At 66.2% G+C, this 19,282-nt stretch carries 20 protein-coding genes and 1 tRNA gene; 18 read left to right on the top strand and 3 right to left on the bottom strand.

Annotated features, from left to right (window positions below; genetic code table 11):
- The first annotated feature begins 43 nt into the window (after positions 1–43).
- Entirely contained in the window at positions 44–811 is a 768-nt protein-coding gene (locus J2X38_RS00265) for a zinc-ribbon domain-containing protein (protein WP_310249865.1), read from the top strand.
- 30 nt (positions 812–841) lie between these two features.
- Here the strand turns inward: J2X38_RS00265 and J2X38_RS00260 are convergent, their stop codons facing one another.
- A complete protein-coding gene (locus tag J2X38_RS00260) occupies positions 842–1,876 on the bottom strand; it encodes a YeiH family protein (protein WP_405053438.1) in 1,035 nt (344 codons plus the stop codon).
- A gap of 629 nt (positions 1,877–2,505) precedes the next feature.
- Between J2X38_RS00260 and J2X38_RS00255 the strand changes: the two genes are divergently transcribed.
- The 3 genes from J2X38_RS00255 (at position 2,506) to J2X38_RS00245 (ending at position 6,440) form a co-directional block, all read left to right on the top strand.
- Positions 2,506–2,582: transfer RNA gene (locus J2X38_RS00255), tRNA-Arg, on the top strand.
- A gap of 398 nt (positions 2,583–2,980) precedes the next feature.
- Complete coding sequence (locus J2X38_RS00250) at positions 2,981–3,964, top strand: AAA family ATPase (RefSeq protein WP_017500486.1); 984 nt, start codon at positions 2,981–2,983, stop codon at positions 3,962–3,964.
- A 13-nt stretch (positions 3,965–3,977) separates the two neighbouring features.
- The gene (locus J2X38_RS00245) at positions 3,978–6,440 is read left to right on the top strand and encodes a S8 family peptidase (protein ID WP_026109029.1); all 2,463 of its coding nucleotides are present in this window, start codon (positions 3,978–3,980) and stop codon (positions 6,438–6,440) included.
- Positions 6,441–6,443: 3 nt separating this feature from the next.
- Here J2X38_RS00245 and J2X38_RS00240 read toward each other — a convergent pair whose 3' ends face one another.
- Entirely contained in the window at positions 6,444–7,163 is a 720-nt protein-coding gene (locus J2X38_RS00240; RefSeq protein WP_017500488.1) for a DUF6602 domain-containing protein, read from the bottom strand.
- On the bottom strand, positions 7,160–7,915 hold the full coding sequence (locus J2X38_RS00235) for a nucleotidyltransferase domain-containing protein (RefSeq protein WP_026109030.1): 756 nt from the start codon (positions 7,913–7,915) through the stop codon (positions 7,160–7,162). The genes J2X38_RS00240 and J2X38_RS00235 overlap by 4 nt, the downstream gene beginning before the upstream one ends.
- 751 nt (positions 7,916–8,666) lie before the next feature.
- On the opposite strand from J2X38_RS00235, the gene J2X38_RS00230 reads away from it, so the two are divergent.
- The 14 genes from J2X38_RS00230 (at position 8,667) to J2X38_RS00165 (ending at position 19,212) form a co-directional block, all read left to right on the top strand.
- Complete coding sequence (locus tag J2X38_RS00230; RefSeq protein ID WP_043090875.1) at positions 8,667–10,796, top strand: ParB/RepB/Spo0J family partition protein; 2,130 nt, start codon at positions 8,667–8,669, stop codon at positions 10,794–10,796.
- Between the two features lie 179 nt (positions 10,797–10,975).
- A complete protein-coding gene (locus tag J2X38_RS00225; protein WP_017502723.1) occupies positions 10,976–11,455 on the top strand; it encodes an SRPBCC family protein in 480 nt (159 codons plus the stop codon).
- A 26-nt stretch (positions 11,456–11,481) separates the two neighbouring features.
- Positions 11,482–11,625, top strand: coding sequence for a magnesium transporter (locus J2X38_RS00220; RefSeq protein WP_156440760.1), 144 nt, complete (start codon positions 11,482–11,484; stop codon positions 11,623–11,625).
- A gap of 321 nt (positions 11,626–11,946) precedes the next feature.
- Positions 11,947–12,246: a DUF736 domain-containing protein gene (locus tag J2X38_RS00215; RefSeq protein ID WP_017502721.1), complete on the top strand. Its 300-nt coding sequence runs from the start codon at positions 11,947–11,949 to the stop codon at positions 12,244–12,246.
- A 411-nt stretch (positions 12,247–12,657) separates the two neighbouring features.
- Positions 12,658–13,503, top strand: coding sequence for a DUF932 domain-containing protein (locus J2X38_RS00210; protein WP_017502719.1), 846 nt, complete (start codon positions 12,658–12,660; stop codon positions 13,501–13,503).
- 245 nt (positions 13,504–13,748) lie between these two features.
- Positions 13,749–14,000, top strand: a complete 252-nt coding sequence (locus tag J2X38_RS00205) for a hypothetical protein (protein WP_017502718.1) — start codon at positions 13,749–13,751, stop codon at positions 13,998–14,000.
- Between the two features lie 139 nt (positions 14,001–14,139).
- A complete protein-coding gene (locus J2X38_RS00200; RefSeq protein WP_017502717.1) occupies positions 14,140–14,403 on the top strand; it encodes a hypothetical protein in 264 nt (87 codons plus the stop codon).
- Positions 14,404–14,561: 158 nt separating this feature from the next.
- Positions 14,562–15,338 carry a DUF2285 domain-containing protein gene (locus tag J2X38_RS00195; RefSeq protein ID WP_017502716.1) on the top strand — a complete coding sequence of 259 codons (777 nt, stop codon included), beginning with the start codon at positions 14,562–14,564 and terminating at the stop codon, positions 15,336–15,338.
- A 120-nt stretch (positions 15,339–15,458) separates the two neighbouring features.
- The gene (locus tag J2X38_RS00190; protein ID WP_017502715.1) at positions 15,459–15,725 is read left to right on the top strand and encodes an AlpA family transcriptional regulator; all 267 of its coding nucleotides are present in this window, start codon (positions 15,459–15,461) and stop codon (positions 15,723–15,725) included.
- Positions 15,726–15,731: 6 nt separating this feature from the next.
- Positions 15,732–16,625 (top strand): replication initiator protein A, encoded by an 894-nt coding sequence (locus J2X38_RS00185; protein WP_017502714.1) that lies wholly within the window; start codon positions 15,732–15,734, stop codon positions 16,623–16,625.
- 271 nt (positions 16,626–16,896) lie between these two features.
- Positions 16,897–17,418, top strand: a complete 522-nt coding sequence (locus tag J2X38_RS00180; RefSeq protein WP_017502713.1) for a DUF2840 domain-containing protein — start codon at positions 16,897–16,899, stop codon at positions 17,416–17,418.
- Complete coding sequence (locus J2X38_RS00175; RefSeq protein WP_017502712.1) at positions 17,415–17,993, top strand: S26 family signal peptidase; 579 nt, start codon at positions 17,415–17,417, stop codon at positions 17,991–17,993. Before J2X38_RS00180 ends, J2X38_RS00175 begins: the two co-directional genes overlap by 4 nt.
- Entirely contained in the window at positions 17,974–18,306 is a 333-nt protein-coding gene (locus J2X38_RS00170; protein ID WP_017502711.1) for a DUF736 domain-containing protein, read from the top strand. Before J2X38_RS00175 ends, J2X38_RS00170 begins: the two co-directional genes overlap by 20 nt.
- 3 nt (positions 18,307–18,309) lie before the next feature.
- Positions 18,310–19,212, top strand: a complete 903-nt coding sequence (locus J2X38_RS00165) for a lytic transglycosylase domain-containing protein (RefSeq protein WP_026109513.1) — start codon at positions 18,310–18,312, stop codon at positions 19,210–19,212.
- The last annotated feature ends 70 nt before the right edge of the window (positions 19,213–19,282 follow it).

The following is a 19,282-nucleotide window of genomic DNA, read 5'->3' as shown; positions in this document are numbered from 1 at the left end:
CGACACTTGCAACGCCGCGAATCAGCGTGTTTAGAGGGAGGCGATGATCCTTGCCTGCCCGTCCTGTCATACGCGCTATGTCGTTCCCGATACGGCGATCGGACCCACGGGTCGTACCGTGCGCTGCGCCAATTGCCGCCATAGCTGGTTCCAGGAACCTGCCGCGACGCCGGTAGGGGCTATCGCGGCGCCCGCTCCGATCGCGCCCGAACCCGCGCCGGCAGCGGCTCCCGAAACGGCGCCGCGACCGGCCGCGACCTATTCCGATTTTCCCGAACCCGATCCCGCACCCGCGCGGGCTCCGCCGAGCTTTACGGCCGAGCCGGCCCCGCGTCCCGCACCCGTGATCGATGATGCGCCCCTGCCGTTCCGCCGTCCGCGGCGGAACCCCGCGAAGCGCTGGACGATCATCGCCGCGAGCGCGGCGGCGCTGATGCTCGCTGCAACCGCGGGACTCATGTATTTCGGTTTGCCGGGCTGGGCGCAGGGCCTCGGCCTGCCGGGCGGGGTCGACGAGCCCGACCTCGTCATCGAACTGCCGCCGAACCAGGATCATCGCGAGCTCGCCGACGGGACGATCTATTTCGCCGCATCGGGGGTGATCATCAACCCGACCGACCGCGAACAGCGCGTGCCGCCGATCCTCGCCGAACTGCGCGATGCGCAGGGGACGATCGTCTATAGCTGGACGATCAAGCCGCCGGTGCGGATGCTGCCGCCCAATGAAAAGGTCAATTTCAGCGAGGCGAAGCTCGATATTCCGCGCCGCGCGACGCAGCTGACTGTCAGCTGGGCACTGCCAAAGAGCTGAAATCCCAATATTTAACGTGACGTCACAGCGTCACAGGCTGAGCGCGGCGGCGAGCGAGAGCAGGAAGCTGGTCAGCGTGGCGACGATGATCGGCGCGAAGCTGCGCCATCCCTGATCGAGCAACAGGTGCAGCCGCGCCTTCATCGCGGTGGCGACGATCGCGAGCAGCAGCAACGCCTGTGCGCCCGTCGCGGCCGCATCCTGCGCTTGCTTCGGGATCGCGATCAGTGAATTGAGCGCCGCTACGCCAAGGAAACCGAGAATGAACCACGGCAGGCGTAGCGGAATGCGCTTCTTGTCGCCCGCTTCGCCGCTGCGGCCGAGCCAGAGCGCGACGAGCATCAGCATCGGCGCGAGCAGCGCGACGCGCGTCAGCTTGACGATCGTCGCGACCTCGCCTGCCGGCTGCGAGAAGGAAAAGCCGCCGCCGATCGCCTGCGCGACGTCATGGATCGACGCGCCGATCAGGAATCCCGCCTGCGCGTCGGTCAGGCCGAGCTCGGCCGCGAGCACCGGATAAAGCGTCATCGCGAGCGCGCTGGCAACGGTGATCCCGACGAGGGTCAGGGTGAAACGCGCCTGATCGACGCGCTTGTCGCCGATCAGCGAATAGAGCGCGAGCGCCGCCGACGCGCCGCAGATCGCGGTCGCGCCGCCCGCGAGCAGCGCGGCGTGCCGGTCCTGCGCGAACAGTCGCGCGCTCGCCACGGTGACGACGATGACCGCGAGCATGATCAGGACAAGCAGCGCGAAGGGCAACGGCCCAAGCTCGGCGAGCTGTTCGGCGGTGATCCGCGCACCGACGAGCACGATGCCGACGCGCAGCGCGGTCTGCGACATCAGATCGAGCCCGGCGTGAGTGCGCTTGTCCTGCGACAGGAAGGAGAGGGCGAGGCCGATCAGCAGCCCCATCAGCACGATCGGCGCGGCATAATGGTCGGCGAGCCACGCCGCGGCGAGCGCGGCGATGGCGGTGACGAGGATACCGGGCAGATAGTCGCGCCAGCGGCGCCGCGCGGGCGGATGCGCCTCGAGCTGCATCTCGCCATAAAGATCGGCGGCCATCGGCCAGCTTTGTTCGGATGGCGTCACGCGATGTCCCCGATGTCCATGGCGCCGCTTTGCACATCGCTGCGCCGCGGTCGATAGGCCATTGCTGGCAAGGCGCGGGCTTGCTAGAGGCCGCGCTCTATCAGCACCCGTAGCTCAGCTGGATAGAGCGCTGCCCTCCGAAGGCAGAGGTCAAGCCCCAAAATTGCGCTCAATCTCTTCGTAAACCATTGAGTTTCTTATAGATTTTTGCGTCTTTTCAGCGAACCAGTCTGGTGAAATCGCTTCACGTAAGCATGACGTAAGCATACTGCGTAGTATCATAGAGTGCGAAGGGCTACGGCAGAGTGGCGCAGTCGCGAACCGAGCAGTCGGACCATCCTGCATCGAATCCGTTGACCAATGACCGTTCGACCGGCTAGGCACCGCCGCGAAGCACCCGTAGCTCAGCTGGATAGAGTGTCGCCCTCCGAAGGCTCGCGTCCAACGCGAGAGCAGCGATTTTATACAGTATTTACGAGGGTTTAGGAGGACGGAAGAAAGGACGGACGAAAAAACTCACCAAATTCTCACCGCGCTCGGACTGTCGGATTCGATCGCGGATTGACCTACCCCGGCGCAAATCTTACGGCTCCAAGCCATACGCACCCATAGCTCAGCTGGATAGAGCGTCGCCCTCCGAAGGCGAAGGCCAGAGGTTCGAATCCTCTTGGGTGCGCCAAAACTCCCAATGAAATCAGTGAGTTAAGACTGTCGCAGCAGCCTTGGTGCGCCGCCTCTCGAAGTCCAAAACTCACCACGCTGGCGGCGGCGCGACGCGAAGCCCCTGCATTTCCGCGGAAAACTTGTCGAACCGAACTCACCACGCCCTTTCGCGGCTGTGATGATCCGATGGGGGCGTCCTAATTCCGGGCTGGATGAAACGCATGGTCATCGGCAATCGAGACCCCGCGGATTGCGGCCGGCCAAGCGGACCATCGACGCCGGCTAAATGCTGTGTTGGCGAAGGGCAGAGAGGGCAGTAACGACCCCTTGTACGAATTCGCGTTACACAGCGAATCACCGACGCTAGATTCCCGAAAAGTTCTCCAACCCGAGGCCGGAACATTGAACTGACCTATGACAACCGCGCGCCACATCGTTGCACTGCTGCAAAGCCATATAGACGGGGATGAGGACCGCTTCCTCTCCGTGGCGACGCAACTAGCCGCGCACGAGGCGAGGCAGGGTCATGGGAAGCTCGCGCAGGAACTGCGCGAGTTGGTCGATGCCGCCAAGGGCAAAAGCGCGACGGTGGCGCGGCGCGGAGCCGGCCCCGTGCCGTTGGCGCAGCCGAAGGGCGAACTCGCAGGGCTTCTGGAAGCCCGCTATTCCGATGTCCGGCTGTCCAGCATGGTGCTCAAGCCCGAACTTGATGAGCGGCTTGCGCGCGTCCTTCGGGAACAGCGCCAGCAGGAGCGGCTCCGCGCGCGGGGGCTCGCCCCGCGCCGCAAGCTCTTGCTTGTCGGCCCTCCTGGCGCAGGCAAGACAATGACCGCCGCCGCCTTGGCCGGTGAGTTGAAGCTGCCCCTTTTCACGGTTCTTTACGATGGATTGATCGGCAAGCTCATGGGCGAGACCGCCACACGGCTTCGGCTTGTCTTCGACGCCGTTGCCATGCAGCGCGGTGTATACTTCTTCGACGAGTTCGACGCGATCGGCGCGCAACGGGCCGGGCCGAACGACGTTGGGGAAATTCGCCGGGTGCTCAATTCCTTCCTCCAGTTTCTCGAAAATGACGATGGCCCGAGCCTCATCGTTGCCGCGACCAATCACCCCGAATTGCTCGACAAGGCGCTCTATCGACGGTTCGACGATGTCATCAGCTACGATCTTCCTGATCCCTCGGTTGTGCAGGGCATCCTCGAAGCCCGGCTCGCGACCTTCGATCTCAAGCCGATCGAATGGGCGCCTGTTCTCGAATCCGCCGCCCATCTCTCCCAAGCCGAAGTCGCCAGAGCTGCCGACGAGGCGGCAAAAGTCGCGGTGCTGGATGGCCACGATGGCGTGACGACCGCGACGCTGCTGACCGCTCTGACGGAGCGGCGCGCGGCCATCCTCTAAGCAACGAGGCCCGATGGCTGTACCTCCCCGCGACCGCCCCCATTTCCACGTCGAAGGCGGCGGCCAAAGCGAGGCGTACACGTCACCCCGCCTGGTCATCAGCGGCCTCCCTCCGGCGCGGGCGCGTGCCGCGCACGCTGCACGGTTGGAACAGGCAATCGGAACGGCGCTCGCCGCCGGCCGCCAACGGCTCGCAGAGCGGGAAGACGGCGTCGCCGAGGGCAAGCCAGGCTTCTATCTGGAGTTCGATATCCCCGTAGCCGAGCGCGCCGCAGTCGAAGCCTTGGAGAATAAGCCCAAGGCTATCGAGCTGGTAGCGGTTCGACCTACGGCGGAGGGCGACGAGATGGTCTCGGCCACTGTATTCGTTCCGGAAGCTGCTGCCGATTTCTTCGTCAAGAAGATCGAAGCCTATCGCGATGAGGAGACGCGCACCGGCAAGCCCAAGAACGAGGCCCTGATCGCTCGGATCGACGACATCAGGGTCGCGGTCGCACGCTCGCTATTTACCGATGAAGCGCAGCACTTTCCCGCCGACGGCCGTCAGGTGTGGTGGGAAGTCTGGCTTCGGGATGGCGGTCTCGCGATCTTCCAGTCTGTCGCCGCCAAGCTCGATGTCGCGATCAAGGAGCACGTCATCAGCTTTCCCGAGCGCGATGTCGCGTTGGCGCTCGCCGATGAAGCGACGATGGATCGGCTGATACGCAATTCCGACGCCGTGGCTGAACTGCGTCTCGCCAAGGACACTCCATCCCTCTTTCTCGAAATGCGCACGGTCGATCAGGCCGCTTGGGCGAACGACTTGGCTGATCGGATCGCACCGCCGCCCCCCTTGGCACCGGCAGTCTGCATACTGGACAGCGGAGCGACCCAGGCCCACCCCCTGCTCGCGCCGGGCCTCGATCCTGCCGATCAGCATAGCTACGACGGTGACTGGGGCGTCGGCGACAGCGCCTTCTGGAATGGTCACGGCACGTCGATGGCTGGCGTCGCGCTTTATGGCGATCTCGAAGCGGCGCTTTCCCACGGCGAGCCGGTCGCACTTGGTCATCGCCTCGAAACGGTGAAGATCCTGCCGCCAACCGGGCAGAACGAGCCGCGACTTTACGGAGCGATCACGGCCACCGGTATCGCTCGTGCCGAAGACCATGCTCCCCGTCGCCGGCGCGTGTTCTGCATGGCCGTGACCAGCGACGTCGGCTTGCGCCGGGGCCGGCCGTCCTCCTGGTCCTCGTCAATGGATCAGCTCTGCTATGGCGGCGGTGACAGGCGACGCCTGATGGTCCTAGCGGCGGGCAATCTTCGCGGCGACATCAATCCGGCCGACTATCCTGACCGCAACGACCTCGAAGAGGTCGAAAGCCCGGCGCAGGCTTGGAATCCGCTCGTCGTCGGGGCCAGCACCGACAAGATCACGATCACCCATCCCGACTATGACGGATGGACGCCCGTCGCCCCGGCCGGCGACCTCTCGCCGGCAAGCCGAACGTCGGCCATCTGGGATCGGCAATGGCCGATCCGTCCGGATGTCGTGTTCGAAGGCGGCAACTTCGCGCATGACGGTGCCAACCCGGCCTCGGCGATCGACGACCTCCAACTCCTCACGACCCACTATCGTCCCAACATGCGCCTGTTCGAAGCGTTCGGCGACACTAGCGGCGCTGCCGCGCTCGGCGCGAACCTCGCCGCCGGCGTTATCGCAGCCCGTCCGACACTCTGGCCGGAAACGGTGCGCGCGCTCATTGTCCATTCCGCCGAATGGACGCCGGCGATGCGCCAGCGCTTCGACGCGGCCGGCTCGCAAGCTCAGAAGCTGGCCATGCTACGCCGCTACGGCTGGGGCGTGCCTGACCTTGGCCGGGCGCTGATGAGCGCGTCCAACGACGCGACTTTGATGGTCGAGGACGCCCTGTTGCCATTCCGCAAGGACGGCTCGACGATCAAAACACGCGATATGAATCTGCATCGACTGCCCTGGCCGCGCGCCGAACTGGCTGCGCTTGGCGATCTCGATGTGGAGCTGCGGATCACCCTGTCCTATTTCGTTGAGCCCAATCCCGGTGAACGGGGCTGGACGCGGCGCCACCGCTACGCTTCGCACAATCTCCGCTTTGCGGTGAAGCGGTCGCTCGAAGGCTTGGAAGCGTTCCGGCAGCGGATCAACAAGGCGGCTCAGGACGAAGAGGCTGGCGCTGTCGGCGCTGCCGCGGGCGGTGACTCCTGGGTTCTGGGTACGATCCGTGACCGCGGTTCGATCCATAGCGACATTTGGCGTGGCAGCGCGGCCGCCCTCGCCGAGCGCGACGCGATCGGAGTCTTCCCCGTCAGCGGATGGTGGAAGGAGAAGCCTTCGCTCCAGCGCTGGGATCGTTCCGCCCGCTACGCATTGTGTGTGTCGATCCGCGCGCCCGAGGCCGACATCGACCTCTATACCGCCATCGCCAATCAGATCGCGGTCCCGATCCCGGCGGCTTAGCGGTCAGTCGAGCCAAGCGGCATAAGCGCCCACGTCGATCATCGGGACGGTCGCGCTCGCCTGAAGGCGGGAGATGAGGTCGAGCAGGAACCGCGTCGCCGCTCGCACGCCGACCTGCGCCTGCGAGCAACCGTCCGTGTCGCAGCCGAACACTCCGTGCGCTGCGACGCATCCGATATCGAGGCGGTGCTGCCCATCGAGCGCTGCGAGCGCATCGGTCAGCGGCTGGCCGAGCGGTGGATTCCATTCGCTCTCGAACGTGAGCAGTCCGCCGATAATGGCCGGCAATGGTCGCGGATCGTAGATGCCGCCCGCGTGCGGTATCGGCAGGCTCGTCCGATGGAGTGCGCGAACGCTGGCCACCTTGTCCGCCGCATAGGCGACATGCTGCGCATTGATCGCCTGCTTGGTCTCGAACACAGCATAGACGCTCTCTGCCGGTACGATGAACTGATCTTTGAAATTGAAGATAAAGGGCGAATATTGGCGATCGAAGATGACGATATCGATCTGGTGGCTGAAGGCGCCCTTGCTGTCGACCACATGTGCGCCGGCAGCGCGATACCGTTCGGGCAAATAGCCCTGCAATAGCTCCAGCCACACAGCTTCGCTGGCGTCACCCTTCGTTCCGCCGTGACCGAAGCTGCCGCGCGCGATGCCCAGCTTCGCTTCGATCTCGTCGTGCAGGCTTTGCAGCAAAGTTTTGAGGGACCATTCGGTCATTGCACGAAGCCGCTCCAATTGCCGCCCAGCGCAGCTTCCGCCAACCGCCGCACCGCTTGCTTCTCCGTGCCGGTGAGATCATCCGATATGACATTGTTTCCATTGGCGGGATCGATCACCCGTGCTGCAGTGAACTTGTCCCTGAGATACTCCAGCACCGTCACGACATTCTCCGCCAAGTCAGGCGATGTCCTCCCGCTCAAGGCTGCGATCACGGTCAGCTCAAGATAGAAAGATGGGAATTCGAGCCGCTTCTGGTTGCGCCACAGTTTCAGGAGCCGCGACTCGCGCTGATGGCCCGCCATGACGACGGTGTTGATATGTGTCGTCACATTTGTCTTCGTCCAGGTATCGGCCGTGCGCCGGTAGAGGCTGTGATCCGTCGTCCAGGCGGACTGCCGCTTGCCGGGGACGAGATCGACATCGAAGCCGCCGATCGTCGCGTTGATCGACGCATTCTGCCGCTTTGGCACATAGCCGGCGCCTGCAATGGCGTTGAAGAGCGAGCCGTAAATATCCTTCAAAGTCTCGGGCGTGTCTTCGTGCAGCGAAATGAAAAGGTCGATGTCAGTGCCGCTTCGGTTGGCCGTGCCTTTGGCAAACGAGCCGCTCGGAGAAATCGACAGTAAGAAACGGTTTGCCCATTGCTGAAGCACAGGCGCGATTATTGTCTGGACCTGCCGAACAGGTGAGAACGCGCTGGTATCAACGGCCTCCCTAGCCAGAATCGCGTTTAAGTAGGCGCTGCTCATCACATATGCCTAGCGCTGCAATCTTTCTCCCGGAAGCACCGATGCAACGGCAAGAATAGGTATGGCGTCGCTTGACGGGGTCCGTCGCGGCCAATCGGCTGCAATCCCATGACGCGGGCCGCGTGCTCCTCGATTTTTCCGCCAGGATCGACTACATGGAGCCCGTATCCCCCGGTGGTCCCTGCTTTGCATACCGCCGGGGCACTTTATTTCTAGCCACAGCCTGAAGCCTTCGCAACGCGCTTCCAGCGTGCGGATCGTGCTGTTTCCGTCTTCATCCCAAACGGTTTGAGGGGGAAAGCCTTCCCCTACCGTCGAGTCCCTGACAGGTCTCGCCGGACCCCTTCGAGCGGGGACACCCCGCAACGCCCCAGATAGCACGCGGGGATCTAGGGAGCGCACACTGGCGGCTGAAGCCGCGCAGGGGTCGCGCGTTTTTATCTGCCCGCGTTTGCACACTTGCTCTGGCCGGAGGGCGCGGCGACGGCTGGCCCCCAGGCCCGCGCGCACGCCGCCGCGCCGGCCGTCCGCCGCAAGGGTGCGTCGTTTGTGGCGCCGCGAGCGGCGCGGAGCTTGGGACTCCGCCCCTGGCGCACTTCGGAACGTCTTCCGCCCAGCTTCCTCCGCTTCGCTCCGTGCAGCCGGTTCCCCGCGAAGCCGTCCCTCCGTTTGCACCCCCGGTCTCGCCGACGGGCAGGGTTTCAGCGCGGCGCTTCCGCTGCGCGGAAACCTAAGCCCAAGGAGTAAGGAAATGACCAATACCATCGAAACCGTGGCGACCGAGCAGAGCGCGCAAGACGGTCAGACCGTGTTCGTCCCCCTGAACAAGCTCAAGAAGTCCCCGAAGAACGTCCGCAAGGTGCCGCATACCGACGAGTTCATTGCAGCGCTCGCCGCGTCCGTCGCGGCCAAGGGGCTTTATCAGAACCTCGTCGTCGAGCCGGAGGTGAAGAACGGCAAGCCGACCGGCTGCTATCTCGTCACCGCTGGCGAAGGGCGCAGGCTCGCCTATCTGCTGCGCGCCAAGCGCAAGGAGATCAGGAAGAACCACCTTGTCCGCTGCTGGCTCGACACCGAGAACGATCCGGCCGAGGTGAGCTTGGATGAGAACTACAATCGGGAGCAGCTTCATCCGGCCGATCAGTTCGAGCGCTTCCACGAGCTTTCCCGCGACAAGGGATGGGGCGCGGAGGAAATCGGCGCGCGGTTCGGCGTGTCGCCCGAGATCGTCAAGCGGCGGCTGCGGCTCGGCGCGGTCAGCCCGAAGCTGATGGACGTCTATCGGCAGGACGGGTTGACGCTCGACCAGTTGGCGGCGTTCGTCATCACCGACGACCATGCCCGTCAGGAGCAGGTTTTCGATAACCTGTCGTGGAACAAGGAGCCGTGGATCATCCGGCGCGACCTCACCGCGAGCAACGTGCCCGCGAGCGACCGGCGGGCCGTGTTCATCGGCGCCGATGCCTACGCCGAGGCCGGGGGCAATGTCATTCGCGACCTGTTCACCGAGGATGACGGCGGTTTCTTCGAGGATGCGGGCTTGCTCGACACGCTTGCCGTGGAGCGGTTGCGCGAGATCGCCGGGGAGATATTGGCCGAGGGCTGGAAATGGGCCGAGGCGAGTATCGACTATCCGCACGGTCATGGGATGCGGCGCTACTATCCGCAACCTGTTGGCCTGTCCGACGAGGACGAGGCGCGGCTGTCCGAGGCGGCGGCGGCACACGACGCCCTGATCGAAGGCTATGACTCCTACGAGGACATGCCCGAGGACGTGGCGGTGAAGGCGCAGGCGTTGAGCAACGAGATCGACGCGATCAGCGCCAAGCGCTCGGCCTACGATCCCGCCATCATCGAGCGTGGCGGCGTGTTCGTCTCCCTCGGCTCCAATGGCGAGGTGAAGATCGAGCGCGGCTATGTCCGCGCCGAGGACGAGCCGCAGCCCGAGGTTGCCACCGAGGACGAGGGCGATGACATCGCGGAGGACGGCGAAGCCGTGGAGGACGACGAGGACGCCGACGAGGAAGAAGAGGTGGACGAGGCCGACGCGGGCAAGCCCATTTCGGACAGCCTCGTTCGTGACCTCACGGCCCACCGGACGCTCGGCCTCCGTCTCGCGTTGGGCGCGCAGCCCGACATGGCGATGGTGGCCCTCACCCACGCGCTGGTGCTGGACCTGTTCTATCATGGGTTCGGCAAGTCCTGCCTCGCCATCACCGCCAAGAGCGAAGACATCGCCAGCCATGCCGAGGGCATCGCGGACAGCGGCGCGGGCGAAGCGCTCGCGGCGCGGCACGATCAATGGGGCGCGCAGCTTCCCGACGATACGGCGGACCTGTGGCCGTTTCTCGCGGCGCTGGACGGCGACAGCCGCACCGAGCTTCTGGCGCATTGCGTGTCGCTCACCGTCAATGCGGTGAAGGTGCCTTGGGAGCGTTCCACCGCCCGCATCGAGGCGGCGGACGGACTGGCCAAGGCCGTTGACCTCGACATGACCGCGACGTGGACCGCGACCGCCCGCAGCTATTTCGGGCGCGTCACCAAGGCCCATATCGGGCAGGCCGTCAGCGAGGCCGTTTCGGTCGAGGCAGCCGAGCGCATCCTGCCGATGAAGAAGGCGGACATGGCCGACGCGGCGGAGCAGCTTGTCGCCGGGACGGGCTGGCTTCCCGTCCTGTTGCGCGCGCCGGAGGGTGAACCCGAGGCGGTGGAGGCGGAGGATTTCGCAGCGGACGCGCAGCCGTCCGAAGCGGAGGCCCCCGACACCGAAGCGCAGGACGGCGCGGACGCCGTGGCGCAGCCGACCGGGATCGAGGCGGACGCCATCGCGCCGGAACCGGAGGACGAGGGTCAGCCGCATTATGCGGTTGCGGCCGAATAGGTGACGGGCCGGGACCGCGCGAGCGGTTCCGGCCTTTCCCTTCGTGAAGGCCGGATAATTCGCGGCCGCGCTCTTGTCCGGGCGCGGCCGCTCTGGCGTTCAGGAAAAATGCGCTCGCCGGGCGTGGCCCGGCTCGCGATGCGTTGGCGGCTGGCCCCGCTTCCCGCTAATCATCCGGCATGGCGATAGCATCGGACAGCGCGCGAATCGACACGGCCTCACGCACGATCCTGGCTCCGCCGCGCGACATCTTCCGGGCCATGACCGACGCCGAATCGGTGGCGTCCTGGCGGCCGCCAAAGGGGATGCACGCGCGCATCGAGTCGTTCGACGCACGCGCTGGCGGCGGCTATCGCATGGCCTTCATCTATGACGATCCCGCGCCCGGCGTGGTCGGAAAGTCCTCCGAACGGGAGGACCGCTTCGCCGGCCAGTTCGTCGAGCTGCTCCCCTACGAGCGCATCGTGGAAGATGTGGTGTTCGCTTCCGACGATCCTGCCTTCGCCGGAACGATGCGGGTGACGACGACGCTGACGCCCGTTGCCGATGGCACCCGCGTCACCATCCTCTGCGCGAACGTGCCGCCGGGTATCAGCGCCGACGACCACCAGGCCGGAATGGCATCGACGCTGCGCAACCTCGCCGCCTTCATCGAATAGCGCTGGCCGAATGGGCCAGTCCGACGGTGGCTGATCGGATGCTCCAGACGCGCTTGGGCTTCGATCCGGCGAGCGCGACCGCGCCGTTCGTCGCCACGCTGGTCGATGTCACCGGGATCGTCATTTATTACTGCGTCGTCCTGCTCATTCTCCAAAGCACGCTTCTCTGATGTGATCGGTTCGCCTTGGCGCGACATGAGGTGGCGTCAGGGATGCCGCAACGTCGTCTTCCCCGCATCTGCTCTCGGCACGCCGCCACACGGCCTCTGAAAAGGCTTGTCTGGCCGAGGTCCGCCTGCCTCCCCGCAACGGCGTCGCACGGCTTTTTTCCGCCGCCGGCCCTGCCGGCTTTGCATCGCGAAGCAAAAAAGCCGTCCGCCACCGCCAGCCACTTCGTTCCGCCCTTCGGGTGCAGGTCAGTCGTCCCCCGTCCGGTCGACAGCCATCGAGGCCGCAATGGCGTGGTCCCGAGGCAAGAAAGGACTGACGATATGATCCGCGGCATCTTCACCACCACCAATCGCGGCTACACCGGCGAAATCCGCTTCTTCGGCACGCGCGAGCAGGTCGAGCTTCGCCCGATCGACGGCAAGGACAATGACAAGGCTCCCGACTTCCGCATCGTGGCGGCCGACGACGAGCGCATCGAGTTCGGCGCCGCCTGGAAGAAGACCAGCAAGGAGCAGCGCGATTACGTCTCGTTCAAGCTGACCCTTCCCGGCGGCACGCCGGTCTATCTCCGGCTGTTCGAGAACGAGACCACTGGCGACTACGAGCTGGTGTCCGACTGATCCCACCGGCGCCCCGCCACACGGCGGGGCGCACCTTCTCCAGCCTCCGAAAAAGCGACCGGGGGCCATGCGTGATCGTATAGCCCGGCCGGCTTCCGGCGGATGGCGCTGAGAACCTCGCAGTCGACGGCTGCCGCCGTTCATTCCTCGGCGCGACGTTGCGCGCTCGCGCCCCCGAACGCCGCGAGCCGCAGGCCCGTCATGCGTCGCCGGGGCGGCGCGGTTGCTTGGGGCTCTGCCCCCAGCGCCCTTCGGAGCGGCTTCCGCCCAGCTTCCTCCACGCTTCGCGTTCCGTGCAGCCGGTTCCCCGCGAAGCCGCCCACTCCGGTTGCACCCCCGGTCTCGCCGACGGGCAGGGTTTCAGCGCGGCGCTCCGCTGCGCGGAAACCCAAGCCCACGGAAGGAAAGACCATGAGCATCCACCACCTCGCCACCCGGTTCGGCCGCAACGCCCATCAGATCAGCGGGCGCGAGCCGCTCGACAACGAGGCGCTCTATCGCCACGTCCCATCCATCTTCGCCAACGAGGCGCACGACAGCCGTTCGGAGCGCTATGTCTATGTCCCGACCATCGACATCGTGGAGGGGCTGCGCCGAGAGGGATGGTTCCCGTTCTTCGCCGTCCAGTCGGTCCCGCGTGACGGCAGCCGCCACGGCCACGCCAAGCATATGCTGCGGCTGCGCCGGGACGGAGGCATCGGCAAGCCCGAGGCCGCCGAGGTCATCATCGTCAACAGCCATGACGGGACTAGCGCCTATCAGATGTTCGCCGGGATGCTGCGGTTTGTCTGCACCAACAGCATGATCGCGGGCGAGCGGTTCGAGGAAGTCCGCGTGCCGCATAAGGGCAATATCCAGCACGACATCATCGAAGGCGTTTACACCGTGGCGGAGGACTTCCCCCGGCTGATCGACGCCAGCGAGACGATGAAGGAGGTTCGGCTTTCCGAAGATGAGCAGCGCTTGCTTGGCGAGGTCAGCCTTGTCGCCCGCTATGGCGATGATGAAAGCCCGCTTACCCCCGAGCAGATCATCGAGCCGCGCCGTCACGAGGATCGGGACAGCAGCCTGTGGACCACCTTCAACGTGATACAGGAGAACATCATTCGGGGCGGGCTGCATGGCAGCAAGCGCAATGCCGAAGGCCATATCCGTCGCAGCCGTTCGCGACCGATCAACGGCATCGACCAGAATGTGACGCTCAACCGCGCGCTCTGGACGCTGGCCGAAGGGATGCAACGCCTCAAGACAGGTTGACGCCCATTGCCGCAGGGCTGGACCGTCCGGCCCTGCGGCTTCGCTTCCTGTCGCCGGCATAACGCCGCCGACTCGGATGCCCGTATCGGCAGCGGCCGCGCGGCCCGATGGTCCGCGCGGCCGCTGGAAAAGGCGCGCTCGCCGGACGTTCGCTCGGCTCGCGTTTGTCGGTTCCCCTTATACCAAGGCGACTATAATAGTCGTTTTCATGGCGCATAGGCCCGGCCTCGTGAACGTGATCGCGTATGATCACTTCCCGCCAGGTGCGGGCCGCTCGCGCGCTTCTCAATTGGACCCAGGAGATGCTTGCCGACGAGGCCCTTGTTGCGTTGACTGCGCTCAAACGTCTCGAATCCGAGAATAACCTGCCCGTGCGCGAAGATACCCGCCATCAGGTGGTCAAGGCGCTGGAGGACGCAGGCATCGTCTTCCTTGATTCGGAACGCGGCGAAGGCGTCATGCTGGTGCGCGGCGCGGCAGAGAAATCGAGGAAGTAATGGGCGTCGATGTTCGCTTTATTATGCTCTCAGCATCGTGCCGCCATAGCGAAGACAGTGTAATTGCTTCGGTCCATTATGGTGTATAGCCTGCCAATCTGCGGGCGCAGGGAGCAATTGCTGAAAGCGAAGCGAGGCAATGGCCATAACTGCTTTCGAGGACAGCGCGCCTGATGCGCCGCACGTCACCGAGTATGACGAACGCCATCACCGCACCTACTGGCGACTGTTAGACGCGGCAGCGGAAAAAGCCGATTGGCGCGAGGCCGTGCGGATCATTTTCGGGATTGACCCGGAGAGGGAACCCGAACGCGCCCAGTTGGTCTACGACTCCCATCTTGCGCGCGCGAGATGGATGTCTGAGACCGGATATCGCCATTATCTACGTCCATCTGGCTCATAACGACCATTCTGTCAGCATCGCAAAAGCGCAGAAATCAGGCCAAATCGCTGACTTGAATCGGCTATGCGCCCACCCATTCGGCAGGGCTTCTCCATGCCCCCGCGACTGAGAAAATCTTCCAACGCGCTCCGCAGAGGGCCATGCTTGGGAGGGTCTCGATGCCGCCTGAGAAGGACTGGCGCGCGCCCCCGGACGAGGCCGGGGACGACGCGCTGCAATATTCGGATATCGCCATCGGCTATCTCAGCCGCAACGTGCGCTATCGCTCCGACTACCGCCGTGCGCTCGGCCGCGTGAAACGCGGCACGATCTCCGCCGACAATGCGACCGCCAACCTCGTGCAGCGCTGGGGCATCAGCTACCACGCCGCCCCCGGCTCGGCCTTCGACCGCAAGCTGGCGGTCGCGCGCCCAGACCTGTCGCCGGCCAGCATCGTCCTCGCGCCCGCGCTTGCCGGAATCGGCGCGCAACCTCTCGACATGCGAGCGCTCGGCGACGTTCGCGCGCGGATCAGGATGGGCGACTTCCTTCATATCATCCTCGCCGATCCCGATGGCGACGAGCATCTTTGCATGTGCGGTCCGTGTCACGGACCGATGGCCGTGATGCTGCCGATCGGACCTAACCCCTTCGCACGCCTCGCGTCGGTCGAGCGCCTGTGCCGCCGCCTCAACGGCATGGCGGCCGGCCCGCCAGCGTGGCGCCCGCCGCCCTTCCGGCGCCTGCACCTCGTCACCTTGCTGCAAGTGCTCGACGGCCACCAGGCAGGCGCCACTCAACGCGAGCTGGCCGCCTCGCTGATCCATCGCAGGGTCCGCCGCTACAGCGCCGCCGAATGGGTTGAAAGCAAGGAGCGCAAGCGCGTCCGCCGCTGGCTGGCCGAAGCCGTCGAGCTGCGGGACGGCGGCTATCTCCGCCTGCTGCGCGGCGGCTGACAGGGGACATTGCCGCTCCCCTCGGCGCTGTCCCTTCTCCGCGCCGGGGTCATTTCGCCAGGATCACCTCCTGTCCGCCGGACCCCTTTTTCGGGGCCGGCCATCATCAGGAGGATCATCATGGCCGAGCCTGTCGCCGCCACAACGCCACGCTATCTCAAGACGCCCGACGCGGCGATCCATCTCGGTCTCTCGGCCCGCACGCTGGAGAAGCACCGCTGCTACGGCACCGGCCCGGTGTTCCGCAGGCTCGGCGGCCGGATCGTCTATGCGATCGACGACCTCGACTCCTGGGCCGCGCTCGGCACCCGCCGCTCGACCTCCGATCCGGGCAACGGCGTCGTCTATCCCGCCAAGCGCCTCCCCACCGATTGCGTGCGCCGCTGAGCGCCGATGCCCACTGCACGCTCCCTCTCCGGCCGGTCCAGCGCCGAGCGCACGCAGCTTGAGCTGTTCCGCTCGGTCCCCGGCGACCTTGCGGCCCGCGACGCGCAGGACTTGATGGCCTGGCCGTTCTTCAGCCTCGCCAAATCCCGCCGCACCGCGCCCATCGACTTCCGCATGGGCGCGACGTGGATCTCGGTCGAGGCCGTGCCCGAGCATGGCATGGCGACTATTTGGGACGCCGACGTGCTGATATGGGCGGCGAGCCAGCTCATCGAGGCGCGCGACGCCGGACGGCCGACCTCGCGCCTTATGGTGACGACGCCGCACGAGATACTGGCGTTCACCCGGCGCGGCACCGGCAAGGCGAGCTACGAGCGGCTGAAGGCCGCGCTCGACCGCCTGCAATCCACCACCGTCGCCACCTCGATCCGGCAGCAGCACCAGCGCCGCCGCCATCGTTTCTCGTGGATCAACGAATGGCGCGAGCTGGCGGACGGCAACGGCCGTGCGCTCGGGATCGAGCTGATCCTGCCCGATTGGTTCTATGCCGGCGTGCTCGACCGCGCGCTCGTGCTGACCATCGACCGCGCCTATTTCGACCTGACGGGCGGCCTCGAACGCTGGCTCTACCGCATCGTGCGCAAGCATGGCGGACGGCAGAGCGGCGGCTGGAGCTTCGACGTTCCGCACCTTTACCTCAAATCCGGCGTGCTCTCGCCGCTGCGCCGGTTCGCGTTCGAGCTGCGCGCCATCGTCGCGCGCCAGCCGCTCCCCGGCTACGTCCTCACGCTCGAACATGCGCTCGGCCGCGACCGGCTGAACTTCGCTCCCGTCCCCGTCGATCCGTTCGACGCCGCCATGCGCCGCGTCGGCCTCAAGCCTGTGGAGAACTGGCCATGAGGTTCGGACTATCGGGAACAGCCGGATTCGGACGATCAAGAACGCCGGACACGGACTTTCGAGAACGCGCGGGCCTCGCAAACCCGCAGAAATCCTCGCGGAATCGCACCACTTCTAACGGTGCTAATAGAAAAGAATCCTTCGGATTCTTGCTAACGGCGCGCGCGGCTGTGGACAGCGCGGCCTTGCTCGCCGGCTCGACGCTCGCGCAGCGGCCAGGTCGCCGCCCTCGCACCGCCCCCGTCGCGAGCCTCATCCCCGGAGACCTCCCATGATCGACGATCAGCCCCCCGCCGTGCGCGGCGGCGGCGCGTTCAGCGCGCTCGCCCGCGACGGCCTCACCCATGTCGAGCTGACCTGGATCGAGAAGAAGCTGGAGCACTGGATACGCTTCGGCCGCGTCGCCCAGGACCGCATCCTGACCCGCCGAACCCGCGTGGTCGGCTTCCGACCGGGCGCCGTCTTCGCCTTCGTCCGCTGGGCGTCGAACGACTTCGGCACGATCGTCTCGCGCATCGACGTGGTGCGCGCGGTCGCGGCCAACGAAGCCTACACGACGTTGCCGTTCGTGCGGCCGGGCGGGGACATCCTGCTCAAGATCGAAGGCTGGCCCAAGGTCCAACAAGTGCTCGCGGCGATCGACGCGGTGGAGGCGGCCGGCGTCGATCCCTGCGACGCGGCGGCCGACCATTGGCGCCACGTCCACAACCGCATCGCCGTCGGCCAGCCGTCGCGCCTCTACACGATCGAGCGCCATCACGCCTGGCTCAAGCGCCGGGAGATCGAGGGATGACACGCCGCCGCTACGTCATGGCGACGGCCATCGCCGCATCCGCCTTCGCCGCGGCGTTCGTCGCTATCGCCGTCGCCAATCCGCTCCCGCGCGCCATCTGGAACGCCAGCGCCAGCGCGCCCATCGGCCTCTACCGCATCCATCCCGACCGCGATCCCGCCATCGGCGCGCTGGTCGCCGTCGCGCCGCCCGAACGGCTGGCGCATTGGCTTTCGACGCGCGGCTATCTGCCCGAGGGTGTGCCGCTCTTGAAGCATGTCGCGGCTAAAGCCGGGCAGCGGACATGCCGGATCGGCGATGCGGTGAGCGTCGATGGCCGGCGCGTCGCCATCGCCCGCGCGCGTGATGGCCAGGGCCGTCCGCTTCCGGTCTGGCAGGGGTGCCGCACGCTGCGATCGGGCGAGCTGCTGCTGCTCAATCCCGCCCATCCCGACAGTCTGGACGGCCGCTACTTCGGCCCGCTGCCGGCTTCCGCCGTCATCGGACGCGCGACGCCGCTCTATCTGCGCGCGCCGTCCCCATCGCCTTCCACCCCCGAAGCCAAGGAGATCGGCCATGCAAACCAATATCTTTGAATCCACCGCCGACGGCTATGCCGGCCGCGTCCGACTATTCGGTATCAACGAGGCGATCGTGCTTGTCGCGCTCGATCCGAGCGACGCCGAAAATGCGCCCGACTACCGCGTCCACCTCGACGACGAGGATGGCCCCGAGGTCGGCGGCGCGTGGAAACGGGTCGGCGAACGTGCCGGCGACTATATCGCGTTGGAGATCGACAGCCCGCTGTTCCCGGCGGCGTTCCGGCCGGTGCTGTTCCGTGCCGATGATGATGGACGGACGTTCAGGCTGTCGTGGAAACGCCCCCGGCCCCGCGACGATCGGAGCTGATCAGTGCCTTCCCCGATCATCCCTCTGTTCGCGGAAAGACCGCCTCATCCCTCCGTCCCGCTCGGTCGCAGGCCGGCCGGCGCGCGCAGCGAAGGTCAAGGGCGGCCCTCGGCCGGCGCTTCGCGCGCACCCTTTACCGGAGCGAGCACGCTGGCAGGCTGGCGGCGGAGCCGGGGCGTGTCGGCCGCCTTGCTCGCGGTCCTGCTGCTGCTCGCACCGAGCGCTGCGCCCGTCGCCGCGCGGGCGCAGGACGCGCCCGCCGAGAGAGCGGCCGCGCGCCATCCCTATGCCGCCCATGTCGCCGACGCAGCAGGGCGCTTCGGAATCCCCGAACGCTGGATATGGGCGGTCATGCGCGTCGAGAGCAACGGCGATGTCCGCGCCGTTTCGTCGGCCGGAGCGATGGGCCTGATGCAGATCATGCCCGCGACATGGGCCAGCCTGCGCGCACGCTATGGGCTTGGGGCTGACCCCTACGACGTGCGCGACAACATCATGGCGGGCGCGGCCTATCTGCGCGCGATGCACGACCGCTACGGCAACGCGACGGCGATGCTGGCAGCCTATAACGCGGGGCCGGGCCGCTACGACGAATATCTGTCGCGCGGTCGTCCGCTGCCCGTCGAGACCCGCGCCTATCTCGCAAAGCTGGCGTCGATCACCGGTGGTTCGGACGACACTCGGCTTGCCGCCGCGCCGCTGCCCGATCCCTTCGCTTGGCGCCGCGCTGCGCTGTTCGCGGTGCGGCCGGGCGCGGTTTCGCCTGCGCCGCGATCCGCCGATCGCACGGTATCCCAGGTGCCGCCGGAAGGGCCGGCCGACGACCGCGCCGGGCTTGTCATGGCCGATGCCGCGTCTCCCTCCAACGGCCTGTTCGTCCCGCTTTCCGGGCGGCCTCCGCCGTGAGCGGCTTTCGCGCGCTCTGGCGGGTTTCGGCGCAGGCTTTCGCAGCGCCGGAAGGGAGCAGGGCTGTCTT

It is taken from the genome of Sphingopyxis sp. BE235 (assembly GCF_031457175.1).
GTDB lineage: Bacteria > Pseudomonadota > Alphaproteobacteria > Sphingomonadales > Sphingomonadaceae > Sphingopyxis.
This window is presented reverse-complemented; position numbering and strand designations above follow the sequence as displayed.